Origin of the sequence: Pseudomonas sp. G166 (assembly GCF_037027455.2) — a bacterium.
Lineage (GTDB): Bacteria > Pseudomonadota > Gammaproteobacteria > Pseudomonadales > Pseudomonadaceae > Aquipseudomonas.
Window position 1 is genome coordinate 358,229 of record NZ_CP146985.1, and the last position, 16,192, is coordinate 374,420.

Annotated in this window: 15 protein-coding genes and 1 tRNA gene; 7 read left to right on the forward strand and 9 right to left on the reverse strand. The window is 59.0% G+C overall.

The genetic code is table 11. The features are described 5' to 3' along the window. Window positions 1-20: 20 nt before the first annotated feature. The 7 genes from SGN16_RS01600 to panM all read right to left on the reverse strand — a co-directional run bounded on the left by SGN16_RS01600 (window position 21) and on the right by panM (window position 7,799). On the reverse strand, window positions 21-1,589 hold the full coding sequence (locus SGN16_RS01600; RefSeq protein ID WP_335943732.1) for a hypothetical protein: 1,569 nt from the start codon (window positions 1,587-1,589) through the stop codon (window positions 21-23). 131 nt (window positions 1,590-1,720) lie between these two features. Then, the gene (locus SGN16_RS01605) at window positions 1,721-3,442 is read right to left on the reverse strand and encodes a site-specific integrase (RefSeq protein ID WP_335943733.1); all 1,722 of its coding nucleotides are present in this window, start codon (window positions 3,440-3,442) and stop codon (window positions 1,721-1,723) included. 104 nt (window positions 3,443-3,546) lie between these two features. Further along, window positions 3,547-3,622, reverse strand: a tRNA-Phe gene (locus SGN16_RS01610). Window positions 3,623-3,724: 102 nt separating this feature from the next. Further along, window positions 3,725-3,997, reverse strand: a complete 273-nt coding sequence (locus SGN16_RS01615; protein ID WP_210642408.1) for an oxidative damage protection protein — start codon at window positions 3,995-3,997, stop codon at window positions 3,725-3,727. Beyond that, the gene (mutY, locus tag SGN16_RS01620; RefSeq protein WP_335943734.1) at window positions 3,994-5,061 is read right to left on the reverse strand and encodes an A/G-specific adenine glycosylase; all 1,068 of its coding nucleotides are present in this window, start codon (window positions 5,059-5,061) and stop codon (window positions 3,994-3,996) included. The genes SGN16_RS01615 and mutY overlap by 4 nt, the downstream gene beginning before the upstream one ends. Further along, on the reverse strand, window positions 5,058-7,283 hold the full coding sequence (locus SGN16_RS01625; RefSeq protein ID WP_335943735.1) for an AsmA family protein: 2,226 nt from the start codon (window positions 7,281-7,283) through the stop codon (window positions 5,058-5,060). Before SGN16_RS01625 ends, mutY begins: the two co-directional genes overlap by 4 nt. A gap of 117 nt (window positions 7,284-7,400) precedes the next feature. Next, complete coding sequence (panM, locus tag SGN16_RS01630; RefSeq protein ID WP_335943736.1) at window positions 7,401-7,799, reverse strand: aspartate 1-decarboxylase autocleavage activator PanM; 399 nt, start codon at window positions 7,797-7,799, stop codon at window positions 7,401-7,403. Between the two features lie 262 nt (window positions 7,800-8,061). Between panM and SGN16_RS01635 the strand changes: the two genes are divergently transcribed. From SGN16_RS01635 to SGN16_RS01665, 7 genes are all read left to right on the forward strand, one after another. Then, window positions 8,062-9,723, forward strand: a complete 1,662-nt coding sequence (locus tag SGN16_RS01635; RefSeq protein ID WP_210642412.1) for an OFA family MFS transporter — start codon at window positions 8,062-8,064, stop codon at window positions 9,721-9,723. A 269-nt stretch (window positions 9,724-9,992) separates the two neighbouring features. After that, window positions 9,993-10,586 carry an imidazoleglycerol-phosphate dehydratase HisB gene (gene hisB / locus SGN16_RS01640; protein WP_003186751.1) on the forward strand — a complete coding sequence of 198 codons (594 nt, stop codon included), beginning with the start codon at window positions 9,993-9,995 and terminating at the stop codon, window positions 10,584-10,586. Then, entirely contained in the window at window positions 10,586-11,224 is a 639-nt protein-coding gene (gene hisH, locus SGN16_RS01645; protein ID WP_210642413.1) for an imidazole glycerol phosphate synthase subunit HisH, read from the forward strand. Before hisB ends, hisH begins: the two co-directional genes overlap by 1 nt. Further along, window positions 11,224-11,478 carry a DUF2164 domain-containing protein gene (locus SGN16_RS01650; protein ID WP_003186749.1) on the forward strand — a complete coding sequence of 85 codons (255 nt, stop codon included), beginning with the start codon at window positions 11,224-11,226 and terminating at the stop codon, window positions 11,476-11,478. The genes hisH and SGN16_RS01650 overlap by 1 nt, the downstream gene beginning before the upstream one ends. Window positions 11,479-11,520: 42 nt before the next feature. Beyond that, window positions 11,521-12,258 (forward strand): 1-(5-phosphoribosyl)-5-[(5-phosphoribosylamino)methylideneamino]imidazole-4-carboxamide isomerase, encoded by a 738-nt coding sequence (hisA, locus tag SGN16_RS01655; protein WP_060739613.1) that lies wholly within the window; start codon window positions 11,521-11,523, stop codon window positions 12,256-12,258. 9 nt (window positions 12,259-12,267) lie between these two features. Then, a complete protein-coding gene (gene hisF, locus SGN16_RS01660; RefSeq protein ID WP_123345509.1) occupies window positions 12,268-13,038 on the forward strand; it encodes an imidazole glycerol phosphate synthase subunit HisF in 771 nt (256 codons plus the stop codon). Window positions 13,039-13,101: 63 nt separating this feature from the next. After that, complete coding sequence (locus SGN16_RS01665) at window positions 13,102-13,848, forward strand: ABC transporter substrate-binding protein (RefSeq protein ID WP_210642414.1); 747 nt, start codon at window positions 13,102-13,104, stop codon at window positions 13,846-13,848. Between the two features lie 227 nt (window positions 13,849-14,075). On the opposite strand, the gene SGN16_RS01670 is transcribed toward SGN16_RS01665, so the two are convergent. Then, window positions 14,076-14,855: a divergent polysaccharide deacetylase family protein gene (locus SGN16_RS01670; RefSeq protein WP_335943737.1), complete on the reverse strand. Its 780-nt coding sequence runs from the start codon at window positions 14,853-14,855 to the stop codon at window positions 14,076-14,078. A 1-nt stretch (window position 14,856) separates the two neighbouring features. Then, a complete protein-coding gene (locus tag SGN16_RS01675; RefSeq protein WP_210642416.1) occupies window positions 14,857-16,173 on the reverse strand; it encodes a S41 family peptidase in 1,317 nt (438 codons plus the stop codon). Between the last annotated feature and the right edge of the window lie 19 nt (window positions 16,174-16,192).

Genomic DNA, 16,192 nt, shown 5'->3' on the forward strand with positions numbered 1-16,192 from the left:
TTTGTTCTTCTTTTAGGTCGCTATGCGGTAGATTTCCGTGTTTTGTAGAAGTCGTCAATGTTCAAAATGGCGCGCCTGATTGAGCGGTAGTCGGTTTGGGGCACATCGACGAAGTTCTCCCCCTCATCCACTTGAAACAAACCTTTGGGTGCTTTGTGCGTATTGATTAAGTCAACATAGCACCCGTAGTCAATCGCAAATACGTCGAACCTTCGTCCCGGAATATCTTGTGCTGATACGCCTTCTCTAAGAATGTGAAGAACTCTTGCGTCATACAAAAAATCTATGAGCTCATCTTTCAGCTCTACCGGCACTAAAAATGCCTTTGCCTGCCGGTGCTGAATAACTTCGTCAATGATCCAGTTCAATAAATCGGCAGCTTCAGGCTTTGACAATAGAACACTTTGCTTTCCTCGAGCATACCAACTTTTGCCAGCCGCTCTAACATCAGGGATAGATATTTTTGACTCATCCGCACGTTGAGCTGCAAGCGATAGGATATTGATAGCATCTCTCGGCACGCCTTCTGCTGATCTGACATATTCATCAAATGCGTTAGACTGTGTGAAAAGTTCCAAGGAGAGCTTTGCCGCAGAGGGGTACTCAGTAGTAAATGTGTCATCCGAGCCGGATTTCATATGTCGAAAAAGTAGCTCTTCAAAAAATTTTCGCGCACGCTGTGGTTCGTTATCGAATACAAGGTATTCATCCAGATTTATGCTGGCCGCAGCGTCCGACCCAATTTCGATACCAATATATCCTGATGACTCGGTATTAATTCTGAAATTGCACCTTTGAGCGATAGCTGCGATTTTCACCGCTACCCCAGGGATAGGGAAAAGAGTCCTTCGAAGTAAGTCGGCCAGGTAAGGCTGAAGATCCAGAGGAATCTCGCTCCATTCATCGAGAATTACCCAGAGGCGTTTTCCCGGCAATTGATCAATCAATTTTTTAGCAGACTGGCTTAAGGAGCCGAAGTGGACCCTTAAACGGCGCTTACCTGTCACCTTCTGTTTGATGGCGTCGGTGGATGAGGCGGATTGGGCGTCAGACGTTGTCATTTTTATGGAGGGTGTAGCTGAGATATTCGCGTCGAGTGAAAGGCCGGTTTTTGTGTCGCTTGATGACTGCGTGCTGGCTTCTTCCTCCACAATTCCCTCAACAACTACCTCCGTTGCCGCTTCTGCGAAACCGTCAAGACAAGGTGCAATAGCTGATAAATTGTAGTCGGTGTCGTTATAGATTACTTTTTCGAGGACAGCGTCATGGATGGCGCCCAGTGTATCTGACAGTAAGCGTGTGGCCCGTTCGTATATTGTAAGCGATGGGTCGGAGTAGATGCCTCCGGTAGAACCTATAAGGCGCATGTCCAAGAAGACCGCGCACTCTTTGTTTTTCTCGATGACCTCGGTAAGGTAGGAAAGAATATGAGTCTTCCCTGTCCCCCGCCTTCCGAAAATCACTTGGCTTTCGGCGTTGCTTAGAATGGGTATAACTGGCCCAAGATCCACGAAAGATTCAACAAGATTTATCTTGTTGTTCTCTGCGCGTTTCGTCAGCTTCAATGCTTGGACATTTACTTCGCGCATTTGGCATTCCTTGCGTACTCAGGGGGGATTCCCAGAGCCTCTACGGGCTGTGCGACTTTGTCAATGTCTCATGGGCTTTGAATGTACTGAGGTCGGTGACGATGTCTGTGAGACGCCCATAGGATGAGATACTAAAGGAGCAGACCCGAAAGCCGTGCGATGCTCGGAAGGCGCGTCAAGCAGTCTTGCTGAGTTTTCAGAAGATGACGCTCGCCATAGCTTCTACTTACAGAGCCATCATCGTGGCCGGTGATTGCGTCATGTATTTCCTCTGGGATTCCCACCTCTCGACACATGGTCTTGAAGCTATGACGGAATCCATGGGAGGGGCTCACAGGCGTCTCAAGCTCGGCGACGTCACGCAGGTAAGCGCCCCATCGTTTTCCAAAGTTATGTCCGTACCAGCCTGTAGGGTTGGGCTTGAGAGCCGGGAAGAGTTGGCCCGAGGCGGGAAGGCCATCAACGTAGTCCAAGAAGCCAAGATCGATTAGGTCCTGATGGATAGCAACCAAGCGGTGACTGCCCTTGGTCTTCAGGGTTCTGTCGTCATCCGCCCCGTCCTCAGAGATCCCAAGGAGGTCCAAGTACCAGATGCCGTCTTCGGATTTGCGCACCTCATTGGCTTTCATCTGGGCAATCTCTTCCCGTCGAGCGCCCGTGTAGCAGAGCAAGAGAGGCAGCCATTTCCAAGCTTCTCCAAACGATGCCCGAGGAGCAATCCACTCGCCCTTAAACAGTGGGCTTGAGAAGACCTGAATGAGTTCCGCTTGGGTGTAGCCTTTCCGAGTGGCTGTGCGTGATTGCTTGGCGCTCGCTTTACGCAGGGACTTCGTGATGCCCGAGGCGACCACTGGGTTCTCTGTGATGTATTCCATCTGCACTGCGTAGGCCAAGACCGAAGAAAGACCCATCAGCTTGTTCTTGATCGTTGCGCTACTCAGCAAAGGCAGATCAAGTTGTTTCGCTCGGGCAATTTGCTCGTGAGCGTTGAGTCCTTTGAGACCTTCACCTTTAGACGGCAACTGACGAAGCAGGTTGTAGAACTCTTCAATTGTCTTGCGTTTGATTTGTTTAACCGGGAGGTCGCCCAATAGCTCTACGAATCGGACGATAGTGGTCTGATATTCCCCGGCGGTCTTCTCAACGTCACGCTTTCCATCGCCCATGTGACGGTGATTACGGGCCCAGTGCTCGAAGACCACGGAAAGGGTCTCGGCTGGGCTCTTTGCCTTCGCCTTGTCGATGCTCAAGGGAGCTTCGTGGGGTAGCTCAAAGACAGCAGAGTAATTGCCGTAGTGGCGCTTGTAGGCAATCTCGGACAACTCCAAATGCTGCGCCAAGAATGCTTCGTACAGATATTTATGGAAAGGTGTGCCGGGCAAGGGTATTGGCAGTGAAACCTTCGCCAGCTCGTCGGCTATCGTTTGATCGAGATGTTGTCGAGCGCGTGACTCCAGACCGTCGGGGCCCAGTAGGGCTTTTGGGCTTCTGACGCTGAAATGATCGCGTAGCGTTTCGTGGCCTACATCCTTCGAGCCGATGAGGTATCCCTCAAATCGTCCGGTTGATTCCATATGGTCAAGCTCAGCCTTCGCCCATCTCGCGGCGAGCTGAATAGCATCTTGAAGGGTGGGGGTGTGAGCGCCGGAAAGCTGGAGGCGGATGTTCAGGAAGAACTCTTCCGATTGACCCCATGCAGCTGCAAAACGGGTCTTTGCCTCGCGGGTATCTTTCGTGCCCAAGGTGCGCTTGTAGGTCTCGCCTGCCTCAGGAAGGAGCGGCTTGATGTCCTTCGGGATACGGCGGCGAATGTAGTAGGTCCCGGTGCGGGGATCTTTCCAAGGTTGTGCCATAAATCCCATCGTGTACCCGCCATGTGTACTCATGCGTGACGGGTTACAGCACTCCAAAAAGTAAAAACCCCCGAGACCTTTCGGAATCAGGGGTTTTCGGTATTTGGTGCCCAGAGACGGAATCGAACCGCCGACACGGGGATTTTCAATCCCCTGCTCTACCGACTGAGCTATCTGGGCAACGGGGCGCATTAAACGGGTTTTTCAGGGGGTCGTCAAGCAAGTTTTCAAAAAATATTTAATTATTACCGTCGCTTACGATCCGCCCCGATTCTGAGCAGCTTATTCGGACGGCGGCACGTAGCCTTCGGCCTTGGCGTATTCTTCGCCGGAAAAGAACTTGTCCATCTCGCCTTGAAGGTATTTGCGGTCTTCGGCGTTCATCATGTTCAGGCGTTTTTCGTTGATCAGCAGGGTCTGGTGTTTCTGCCAGTCGCCCCAGGCCTTGGCCGAGACATGGTCGTAAATATCCTGGCCTTTGGCGCCTGGGAACGGAGCGCGCTCCAGGCCTTCGAGTTCTTCTTTGTACTTGCGGCACATGATGGTGCGGGTCATTGCAACTCTCCTGCGTTCAATACGGCGGCCGCGCGTTCGAGCAATGTTTTGACCGGGGCGGCGAGGCCCAGGCGCGGCGGGGTGGCGAGGTTATACCAGAGCCAGTCGGCCTCGGCCACGTGATGGCCGGTTTCCCGGACCCGGACCAGCCAGGGTTCGATCGCCAACTGGAAGTGGCTGAAGGTGTGCACCAGGCTTGGCATCTCCTGGTGTTTGCCCAGTTCCAGCGAGTGTTGCAGGGCCAGGTGCTGCAGGTCGTCGAGGTCGTCGAGTTCCGGCAGGCTCCACAAACCACCCCACAACCCGGTGGAGGGGCGACGGTAAAGCAGGATCGCGCCTTCACGGTTGGCCAGCATCGGCATCAGCGTGCGTTTTTTCGGCACTTCCTTGCGCGGCTTGGGGATCGGATAGCGAGTCTCCAGGCCGAGCATGTGCGCCTCACAGCCGTTTTTCAGCGGGCAGAGCAGGCAACTGGGTTTGCTGCGGGTGCAGAGTGTGGCGCCCAGGTCCATCATCGCCTGGGTGTAGGCATTGACCCGGTCCTGGGGTGTGAAACGCTCGGCGGTGGCCCACAGCTGTTTGGCGATTTTTGGTTCGCCCGGGTAGCCTTCCTGGGCCGTGAAGCGCGCCAGTACGCGCTTGACGTTGCCATCGAGGATCGGTGCCCGCAGGCCCATGCTGATGCTGGCGATGGCGCCGGCTGTGGACAGGCCGATACCCGGCAGTTCAGTGAGTTTTTCCACGTCACGGGGGAATTCACCGCCGTACAGGTCGACGACGATCTTCGCGGTTTTCTGCAGGTTGCGGGCGCGGGTGTAGTAGCCCAACCCGGTCCACAGGTGCAGCACTTCGTCCTCTGGCGCGGCAGCCAGGGCTTCGACGGTGGGCAGCGAGGCCATGAACCGATCGAAGTAATTGAGTACGGTGCTGACCTGGGTTTGCTGCAGCATGATTTCCGAAACCCACACCCGATACGGCGTGATGCCTTGTTGCCAGGGCAAATCGTGGCGCCCGTGGCGGTCGAACCAGTCCAGTACGGCGCTGGAAAACTGCTCGGCTCTCATCGCTTGAACAGCCCCTTGAGCGCATCTTTCAGCTCGGGACTGACCTTGTCGCCCAGCTTCTCTTCGATCTTGTCACCGAGGCGGTCGCCGGCCAGTTTCGCCGCAACCTTGCCCATTCCTTCGTTGTCCAGGCGGCAGGCCTTGGCGCCCAGTTCCAGTGGCCCGCGGCAGCGCAACGGCCATTCGATGTCGACGTAGCGTTCGTTGACCTGGCAGGCCGGATCGGGCATGTCGCTCTTGTCGCCTTCGACGATGATGCCCACACGGTAGTCCATGCCCAGCACCCGCAGGTCGATGTCGCCGTTGCCGTTGACGGTCATGCCGGGAACGCGGACTTTCAGGTCCGGGTTGCTGGCCACGCCATTATTGAAGGTGAGGTTGCCGTTGAGTTGCTGGAACGGCGTGTCCTTGCCCCGGGGTTCACCGCTGAGGGTCTTGCGATTGAGGGTGGCGATGCCTTTGCACAGCTGCTGTTCAAGGTTGGCATTGAGCAGCACGCCATCATTGATGACGAAACCGGCGTTGCCGTTGAGGCTGTCGATCAGGGCTTTCTGGCTGTTGCCGCTGGCGGTGATGGTGCTGTTGAGCGTCACCAGGCCTTTGACCGGTGGATTCTTACCCTGGCTCTCGATGATTTTCTCGGCCGGCACCCGGTTGATGCGGGTTTGCAGGTTCAACTGCGGCGTGGGCTGGCGCACGTCCAGGGTGCCTTTGGCTTCGAAGTTGCCGTTGTACAAATCGCCCCGCAGGTTCTCCAGGGTCAGCAGGCCGCCAAGGCCCGTGGCCTTGAGCGCGGCGTTCTGGATGGGCAGTTTATCGAGGGTCAGTTGGCCGAAGGTCAGGTCGGCTTCCAGGTCCAGTTTGCTCAGGCGCTCCACCGGAAACAGTCGGTCGTTACTCCAGGCGCCCTGGGTCGGAGCGCTTGGCAGTGGCGTGCTGCCGGCACCGGCCATGGCGCTGGCTTCGGTGTTGTTGACCTCGGCCTCGCGAGCCGCCTTGCTACTGTCGGCTTCGGCGGATTTGGGTGGCAGGTAGCGGTCGACGTTGAACGTGTCGGCCTTGAGCTGCGCACGCAAGGATTGCTTGGCGAAGTCTTCCACGACGATACGACCATTGAAGCTGCTGTCGTCGATTTTCAGGTTGATGTCATTGAATTCGGCGCTGGTCGGTGTGCCGGCAATGCGACTGACCAGTTCGACCTTGCTCAGGCTGCCTTCGGCCATGGCCGGCAGTTTCTGGCCGATACTGTCGACAAAGTTTGCCAGGTCGAATTGGGCGATCGACACACCGCCGCTCAACTTTGGCGTTTTGTCGAGGTCGTTGACCTTCAGTTCACCCAAGGCGCGCAGCTGGTTGAGAGACAGCTTGATGCCAGTCCATTCGGCGACGTTTGCCGCTTTATCCACAAATAACTGGCCCTGGGCAGCGAAATTCAGGCTCTTGCCCTGCAGCGGATCGCCTGTGGCTTCACCCGACAGCTTCAGGTCTTCGAACTTGTAGCGCTGCAAGGCGCGTTCGAAGCGCAGTTCGCCAGTGACTTCGGTGCGCACGCGCACGGCCGGCTGGTTGCTGGACAGGAATGCGGTAAGGGTGACCGGGATATTGGTGGAGTCATGTACCGGGCCGGTACTCAATTGGATGCTTTCGGCGGTGAACAGCTTGCCGGTCTGCTCGTCGGTGTATTCGACCCGGGCGTTGTTCACGGTCAGGCTGTCGATGTCCAGGCGGGTCGGCTGGGCTGGCTTTTCTGCCGCAGTGCCGGTGGTGGGGGCTGGCTGTTCGGCAGGGGCCGGGGCATTCGCCGTCGTTGCCGAGGCGGGTGTCTTGCCGATGTCTTCCCAGTTGCCGTGGCCATTTTTGTCACGATTGAGTCGCAGGTTCAGGCCTTCGACCCGGACGTCGCTCATCTGCACTTCCCGGCGCAGCAACGGTATCACCCGCACTGACAGGCCGAGCATCTGCAGGTCGGCGAAAGGTTGTTTCGGGTTGGCCAGTGTCGCGACGCTGGCGTCATGCAACTCCAGACCCAACCATGGGAACAGGCTCCAGCCGATGTCGCCATTGAGGGTCAACTCAATGTGGGCCTTATCGCGGGCTATCTGGCGGATCTCTTCCTTGTAGTCGTTGGGATCGAAGAGGTGGGTCAGGGCAAAGCCCAGGGCCACAATGATCAGCAACAGCCCGAGAAGTACCAGACCCAGGATTTTGCCGAACGCTTTCATGGGCGAGTCCTTATAGGTTGAGTTCAAAATTTAGCCTGGGAGTATAACGCCCTGAATTGCTGGTGCGTTGGGTGATCGTCTCTCGCTCCCTCGCCACGGGATTTATGTAGGCCTTGATTAGCGTTCATCCAGCGTGATCTTCAATTTGGCCGCCAGTGCCTGGGCTTCCAGATGCCCGGCCGGGGCCAACAGCCGCAGTTCTGCGCCGTTCTCCGCGGCGATTCTCCGCGCTTCGCTCACCAGCCGTTCAGCCACGCCCCGACGGCGGGTAATGTTTCGTACGCACATATGGGACAAGTGCCAGGTGTCCTGGTGCCGTTGCAGGCGTGCGGCACCGAGTAGCCGGTCATTGAAGCGTGCCGCGATCAGCGAGCCGTCTTCCAGGCTGCCCTGTATGAGTTGTGCGGCGTCGACAAAAGGCTCGAACAGCCAAGTTGGGGCGTCTCGGTAGATTTTGTGCAGGTCCTGCTGGTCTTGGCCGGTGGCTTCGTTCAGGTGCTCGACGACGATGGGCATACACATTCCTGAAAAATAAACGGTTCACGCCCTACAGAAAGTCAGCAATGGCGCGATATGACAGATGACACGAAAAAGGTGATATCACTTTGATTCTTCTGTAACGATCAAATGGTAACCTTTGCCCGTTCGCCCGTCCTGTTGCGGCGTAATGTCGCACTAAAATGGAGCTTCACCAGAAAATACAGTCATGCCTGCGTGCAATGAAGGCTGACGGTGATGCGTGGCTGGCGAACCATTCTAATAACTGGGGGATACACCAATGAGCACGAGCATCACGGCCGGCGGCATCGCCGACCAGCCTGCGTTCCTCTCCAAGGAACGCATCATCGCCAAGCCCGGTTTCAACCGGTGGCTGGTTCCACCGGCCGCACTGGCCATTCACCTGTGCATCGGCATGGCCTACGGCTTCTCGGTGTTCTGGTTGCCACTGTCCAAAGCCTTGGGTGTCACCAAGCCTGTGGCCTGTGCGCCGGACATGAGCTTCATCTCGCAAGTCTTTTCGTCCCAATGTGACTGGCCGATCTCGATGCTCGGCTGGATCTACACCCTGTTCTTCATCTTCCTGGGTTGCTCGGCAGCCATCTGGGGTGGCTGGCTGGAACACGCCGGGCCACGCAAGGCTGGTGTTGTATCGGCATTGTGCTGGTGCGGTGGCCTGCTGATTTCCGCGCTGGGTATCTATACCCACCAGATATGGCTGATGTGGATCGGTTCCGGCGTGATCGGCGGTATTGGCCTGGGCCTGGGCTACATCTCCCCGGTCTCGACCCTGATCAAGTGGTTCCCGGACAAGCGTGGCATGGCCACCGGCATGGCGATCATGGGCTTTGGCGGCGGCGCGATGGTAGGTGCTCCGTTGGCTGCAGCGCTGATGAGCCACTTCGCTTCGCCGACTGGCGTGGGTGTGTGGCAAAGCTTCCTGGTCATGGCCGCGATCTACTTCGTGTTCATGATCGGTGGGGCCTTGTCGTACCGCGTCCCGCCGACAGGCTGGAAGCCTGAAGGCTGGACCCCGGCACCGAAGAAAGCCGCGAACGCGATGATCACCCATCGCCACGTTCACGTGAACGTCGCCTGGAAAACCCCGCAGTTCCGCCTGGTTTGGCTGGTGCTGTGCCTGAACGTATCCGCTGGTATCGGCATCCTGGGCATGGCTTCGCCACTGCTGCAGGAAGTGTTCGGTGGCAAGTTGCTCGGCAATGACCTGCCGTTCGGCCAGTTGGACGCTACGCAACTGGGCCAGATCGCCGCCATCGCCGCCGGTTTCACCGGTCTGCTGAGCCTGTTCAACATCGGTGGACGGTTCTTCTGGGCATCCTTCTCGGATTACCTGGGTCGCAAGAACACCTATTTCGTGTTCTTCGCCCTGGGCTTTGCCTTGTACGCGCTGATTCCGAACCTCGGTCACCTGGGCAGCGTCGCGCTGTTCGTGGCGGCGTTCTGCATCATCCTGTCGATGTACGGCGGCGGTTTCGCCACGGTGCCGGCCTACCTGGCGGACCTGTTCGGTACGCAAATGGTTGGCGCGATCCACGGTCGCCTGTTGACCGCATGGGCTGCGGCGGGCGTGCTGGGTCCGGTACTGGTGAACTACCTGCGTGAATATCAACTGAGCATCGGCGTTGAACGTGCCGCAGCCTATGACATCACCTTGTATATCCTCGCCGGCCTGCTGGTACTGGGCTTCCTGTGCAACCTGCTGGTTCGCCCGGTCGCCGACAAGTACTTCATGACCGACGCCGAGCTGGCTGCCGAGCAGGCGCTGGGCCATGACAAGGGTGCAGACAGCACCACTTCCCTGGAGTGGAAAGCCGCGCCGGGCACCAAGCCCCTGGCAGTCGCTGCCTGGCTGGTGGTGGGCATTCCGTTGGCGTGGGGCGTTTGGGTAACCCTGCAGAAGACGGCGGTGTTGTTCCACTAAGACCGTTGCCCTGACCCATTGGGTCAGGGCAACCCATGTGGGAGCGAGCTTGCTCGCGATGGGGGCGTGTCAGTCGACATTTCTGTTGGCTGGCCCACCCCCATCGTGAGCAAGCTCGCTCCCACAGTTGTTTTGGGTGATCACAAAAGCTTGTATGGACATGTCTATCGCCGACAACCCGTCAGGGATATCACCTCCCGTGTTTCTGTTTGCCGCTCGCGCCCCTATAATGGCTACCTTTTTCGCCCAATGATTTTGCGGAGCTGGTGATGGCCGAACGTAAGGCGTCTGTCGAGCGCGACACTCTGGAAACCCAGATCAAAGCCTCGATCAACCTGGATGGCACCGGAAAGGCCCGGTTTGATATCGGCGTGCCTTTTCTTGAGCACATGCTGGACCAGATCGCCCGTCACGGGCTGATCGACCTGGACATCGTCAGCAAAGGCGACTTGCACATCGACGACCACCACACGGTGGAAGACGTCGGTATCACCTTGGGCCAGGCCTTTACCAAGGCCATCGGCGACAAGAAGGGCATCCGTCGCTACGGCCATGCCTATGTGCCGCTCGATGAAGCGCTGTCGCGAGTGGTCATCGACTTCTCCGGTCGTCCGGGCCTGCAGATGCACGTGCCGTACACCCGTGCCACCGTCGGTGGCTTCGATGTCGATCTGTTCCAGGAGTTCTTCCAGGGCTTCGTCAACCACGCCAACGTGACCCTGCACATCGACAACCTGCGCGGGCACAACACTCACCACCAGATCGAAACCGTGTTCAAGGCATTCGGCCGCGCCCTGCGCATGGCCGTCGAGCTCGATGACCGCATGGCTGGGCAAATGCCTTCCACCAAGGGCGTGCTGTAATGCAGACGGTCGCGGTTATCGACTACGGCATGGGTAACCTGCACTCGGTGGCCAAGGCCCTCGAGCACGTGGGTGCTGGCAAGGTGCTGATCACCAGTGATGCCGCCGTGATTCGCGAAGCCGACCGGGTGGTTTTCCCCGGCGTCGGGGCGATTCGCGATTGCATGGCCGAGATTCGTCGCCTGGGCTTTGATTCGCTGGTGCATGAAGTCAGCCAGGACCGTCCGTTCCTTGGCATTTGCGTGGGCATGCAAGCCTTGCTTGAACGCAGCGAAGAGAACGACGGTGTCGATTGCATCAACATGTTCCCAGGCCAGGTGAAGTTCTTCGGCAAGGGCCTGCATGAAGACGGCGAGCACCTGAAGGTCCCGCACATGGGCTGGAACGAAGTGAAACAGACGGTGGATCACCCGCTGTGGCACAACATCCCGGACCTGGCGCGCTTCTATTTCGTGCACAGCTACTACATCGCCGCTGGCAATGCGCGGCAGGTGGTGGGCAGCGGTCACTATGGCGTCGATTTCGCTGCGGCCCTGGCCGACGGTTCGCGATTCGCCGTGCAGTTCCATCCGGAGAAGAGCCACACCCATGGCTTGCAGTTGCTGCAGAACTTCGCGGCGTGGGACGGTCGCTGGTAATGGCCCGCAAGAAACCGCCGATCCTCACCCTCACGCCCGAGCAGGAGAGCGAGGCGAACCGCAAGATCCAGCGGTTCATGGAGGAACGTTTCGAGCTGGACCTGGGCTCGTTCGAAGCGGCGGAAATTCTTGATCTGTTTACCCGCGAGATTGCGCCGCACTATTACAACAGGGCGATTTTCGATGTGCAGACGCACCTTAAAGAAAGGTTCGAAAGCATTGAAAGCGACCTGTGGGCGCTCGAGAAAAACTGATTTTCGAGCCAAGCTGAATATTCGTCTTTGAAGGTTTGCCAGATGCTGATTATCCCCGCTATCGATCTCAAGGACGGCGCTTGCGTACGTCTGCGTCAGGGCCGGATGGAAGATTCCACGGTGTTCTCCGATGACCCGGTGAGCATGGCCGCCAAGTGGGTGGAAGGTGGTTGCCGTCGCCTGCATCTGGTCGATCTGAACGGCGCTTTCGAAGGCCAGCCGGTGAACGGTGAGGTGGTCACGGCCATCGCCAAGCGCTATCCGAACCTGCCGATCCAGATCGGCGGCGGCATTCGTTCGCTGGAAACCATCGAACACTACGTCAAGGCTGGCGTGAGCTACGTGATCATCGGCACCAAGGCCGTCAAGGAGCCTGAGTTTGTCGCCGAAGCCTGCCGCGCCTTCCCGGGCAAGGTGATCGTTGGCCTGGACGCAAAAGACGGCTTCGTCGCCACCGACGGTTGGGCTGAAGTCAGTACCGTGCAGGTGATCGACCTGGCCAAGCGTTTCGAGGCTGACGGCGTGTCTGCCATTGTCTACACCGACATCGCCAAAGACGGCATGATGCAGGGCTGCAACGTCCCGTTCACCGCCGCCCTGGCCGCCGCGACGAAGATCCCGGTGATCGCCTCCGGCGGTATCCATAACCTGGGCGACATCAAGGCGCTGCTCGACGCCAAGGCGCCCGGCATCATCGGCGCGATCACCGGTCGCGCGATCTACGAAGGCACCCTGGACGTCGCCGAGGCCCAGGCCTTCTGCGATTCCTACAAAGGCTGAGGACTCACCATGGCGCTGGCCAAACGCATCATCCCTTGCCTGGACGTGGACAACGGTCGAGTGGTCAAGGGCGTGAAGTTCGAGAACATCCGTGACGCCGGCGACCCGGTGGAAATCGCCCGTCGCTACGACGAGCAGGGTGCCGACGAGATTACCTTCCTCGACATCACCGCCAGCGTCGACGGCCGTGATACCACCTTGCATACCGTCGAGCGCATGGCCAGCCAGGTGTTCATCCCGCTGACCGTGGGCGGCGGCGTGCGTACCGTGCAGGACATCCGCAACCTGCTCAACGCCGGTGCAGACAAGGTGTCCATCAACACGGCGGCGGTGTTCAACCCGGAATTCGTTGGCGAAGCGGCCCAGCACTTCGGCTCGCAATGCATTGTCGTCGCCATCGATGCCAAGAAGGTCTCCGGCCCGGGCGAAACCCCGCGTTGGGAAATCTTCACCCACGGTGGCCGCAAACCTACGGGGCTCGACGCCGTTGAATGGGCGAAGAAGATGGAAGGCCTGGGCGCCGGTGAGATCCTGCTGACCAGCATGGACCAGGACGGCATGAAAAACGGCTTCGACCTCGGTGTCACCCGCGCCATCAGCGATGCCCTGGGCATTCCGGTCATCGCCTCCGGTGGTGTCGGCAACCTGCAGCACCTGGCCGACGGGATTATCGAGGGCCATGCCAGCGCGGTACTGGCGGCGAGCATCTTCCACTTTGGCGAATACACCGTGCCGGAAGCCAAGGCCTATATGGCGCATCGCGGTATCTGCATTCGCTGATCGCTGGACACCATGGCGGGCCCAAGGCACTCTTGGGCACACCATGGATTGCGGTAGCCCGACATGCTCAAACGTCTCGTTCTTGCCTTTGCCGGCGTCACGTTGCTGCTCGCAGGCACCACCCGCGCCGCCGATACCTCATTGGTGTTGCTGACGGAAAACTTCCCGCCATACAACATGGCGAAAAATGGCAAGAACTTCGCCCAGGGCGAAAATATCAATGGCATCGCCGTGGACATCGTCCGCGAGATGTTCAAACGCGCCGATATCTCCTACAGCCTGACTCTGCGTTTTCCTTGGGAGCGAATCTACAAGCTCGCCTTGGAAAATCCTGGTTACGGTGTGTTTGTCATGGCGCGGTTGCCAGAGCGTGAAAAGCTTTTCAAATGGGTCGGCCCTATCGGCCCGGACGACTGGATCATGCTCGCCAAGGCTGACAGCAAGATAGCCCTCGACTCGCTGGAGCAGGCGCGTAAATACAAGATCGGCGCCTACAAGGGCGACGCGATTGCCGAGACGCTGACCAAGCAAGGGCTGAACCCGATTGTCGTATTGCGCGATCAGGACAACGCTAAAAAACTGCTCAGCGGCCAAATCGACCTGTGGGCCACCGGTGACCCGGCCGGGCGTTACCTGGCGCGTCAGGAAGGGGTGGACGATCTCAAGACCGTACTGCGATTCAATAGCGCCGAGTTGTACCTGGCGTTGAACAAAGACGTGCCTGACGACGTGGTCGCCCGACTGCAAGCGGCGCTGGATGAGCTGCGCAAGGAAGGTGCGGTGGAGGCGATCATGGCGCGGTATCTCTGACCGCCGATTCGGTTCCGGATGCGCAAATCTGTGGGAGAGAGCTTGCTCGCCAAAGCGGTGGGTCAGCTTGTAGAGATGTTGAATGCACAGCCGTCATCGCGAGCAAGCTCGCTCCCACAGGTATTGTGGGTTGCCTGCAAATAATGTGTTCACCGTGGATTAATGTGGGAGCGAGCCTGCTCGCGATGGCGGCGACTCGGTTTGAGACAGGGCCTACGCTGTCGCCGCTACCGATAAACCCCATCTTTCCCATGCCCAGCCATCGCCTGATTGCTGCGCAGGCTGATCATCGACTTGATGTCGATCCATTCGATGCCTTGGGCCTTGAGCCTGGGTAGTTCGCGTTCGAGCACCGCCAGGGTTTGCGGGTAGGGGTGGCCGATCATCACCGCTGAGCCCTGTCGGCGGGCCAGGTCAATGGCGCTCTGCAGTTGATGGGCAATGGCGGCTTCGGTGCGCTCGTCGTCCAGGAACACATCCCGCGAGACGCTGGCGAGGCCGATCTTCTGCGCCTCGGCGGCGGCGACGGTCTGGGCGCTGGTGCGGCTGTCGACAAAGAACTTGTGGCGCTGCTGCAAATTCGCCATCAGCCACGCCATGGCCTGGGGTTGGGCGGTCATGCGGCTGCCCATGTGGTTGTTGATCCCGCTGGTGTAGGGCACGGCCGCGAATGCGGCGTCCAGGCGTTTGCCCAGTTCTTCGATGGGCAGCTCCGGGTGCCAGGCGAACGGCCCGGTGGCCGGGTCCATGGGCATGTGCAGCATGACCAGCTTGCCGGCGCGATGGGCTTCTCGGGCGAATTCGGCGGCGTGGGGTGTGTCGGGCATGATCGCCGCAGTGACCGGGCCGGGGAGGGCCAATACTCGGCGATCCCGGGGCAGGTTTTGCCCCAGGTCGTCGATGATCAGGCTCAGGTACGCCTTGTGCGGCGAGGAAGGGCTGGCGGGAGCCGCGTTAACGGCTCCCGCCAGCAGGCACAACAGGACGAGGATGAAGCGCCGGCCCATCTCAGCGGCCGGAGGTGATGTTCAGTCCTTTGAGCAGGCTCAGGGCCTGGGCCAACTGGTAGTCGTCATCCTGCGGCATAGGCTTGGCCTTGGCGCCGGAACCGGTCGGTTTGTCGGCGCCGCCGTTGCCATTGCCCAGGTGGCCTTGCAGGTCGGCTTCCTTGAAGTACTCGCTGTCCTGCTCGTTGGTGATCTTGGCCTTGCGCACCTCGATGTCCGGGACGATGCCCTGGGCCTGGATGGAGCGGCCGTTGGGCGTGAAGTACAGCGCGGTGGTGATCTTCAGCGCACGGTCGTTGTTCAGTGGCAATACGGTCTGCACCGAGCCCTTGCCGAAGCTGGTGGTGCCCATGACCACGCCCCGCTTCTGGTCCTGCAGGGCACCAGCGACGATTTCCGACGCCGAAGCACTGCCGCCGTTGATCAGCACCACCAATGGCACGGCTTCGCTCAGGTCGTTGCCGGTGGCCGAGAAGCGCAGCTCGGAATTGGCGATACGGCCTTTGGTGTAGACGATCAGGCCCTTGGTGATGAAGTGATCGACCACTTCCACCGCCGACTGCAACACGCCGCCAGGGTTGTTGCGCAGGTCCAGGACCAGGCCGTTGAGTTTCTTGCCGTTGTCCTTGCGCATCTTGGCCAGGGCCTTGGCGACTTCTTCGCCGGTCTTGACCTGGAACTGGGTGATGCGGATGTAACCGTAGCCCGACTCCAGCAGTTGGCTCTTCACGCTCTTGACCTGGATGACCGCACGGGTCAGGGTCACGTCGAACGGTGTGCCGCCATCGCGCACCAGGGTCAGGGTGATCTTCTGACCGATCTTGCCGCGCATTTTGTCCACGGCTTCGGTCATGCTCTGGCCGCGGGTAGGCTGGCCATTGATCTTGACGATGAAGTCGCCGGCCTGGATGCCGGCCTTGGAGGCGGGGGTGTCATCGATTGGCGAGACCACTTTGACGAAACCGTCTTCGCTGCCGACCTCGATGCCCAGGCCACCGAACTCGCCGCTGGTGCTTTCCTGCAATTCGGCAAAATCGTCCGGGCCCAGGTAGGCCGAATGTGGGTCAAGGTTGCTGAGCATGCCTTTGATGGCGTTCTCCAGCAGCATCTTGTCATCCACCGGTTCGACATAGGCGGCCTTGATCCGGTCCATGACTTCGGCAAAGGTGCGCAGTTCGTCCAGCGGCAGCGGGGCCTTGGTGGTCGCGGCCGTGGTGGCTGGCGGCAACGGAGCCGGTTCAGCGGCAAAAGCCAGGGGAGCACCGATCACAAGGGCGATCGCCAGGGCCAGCGAGGTAAGGCGGGACAAATGCAGCATGTCGAACGAACTCCTTAAT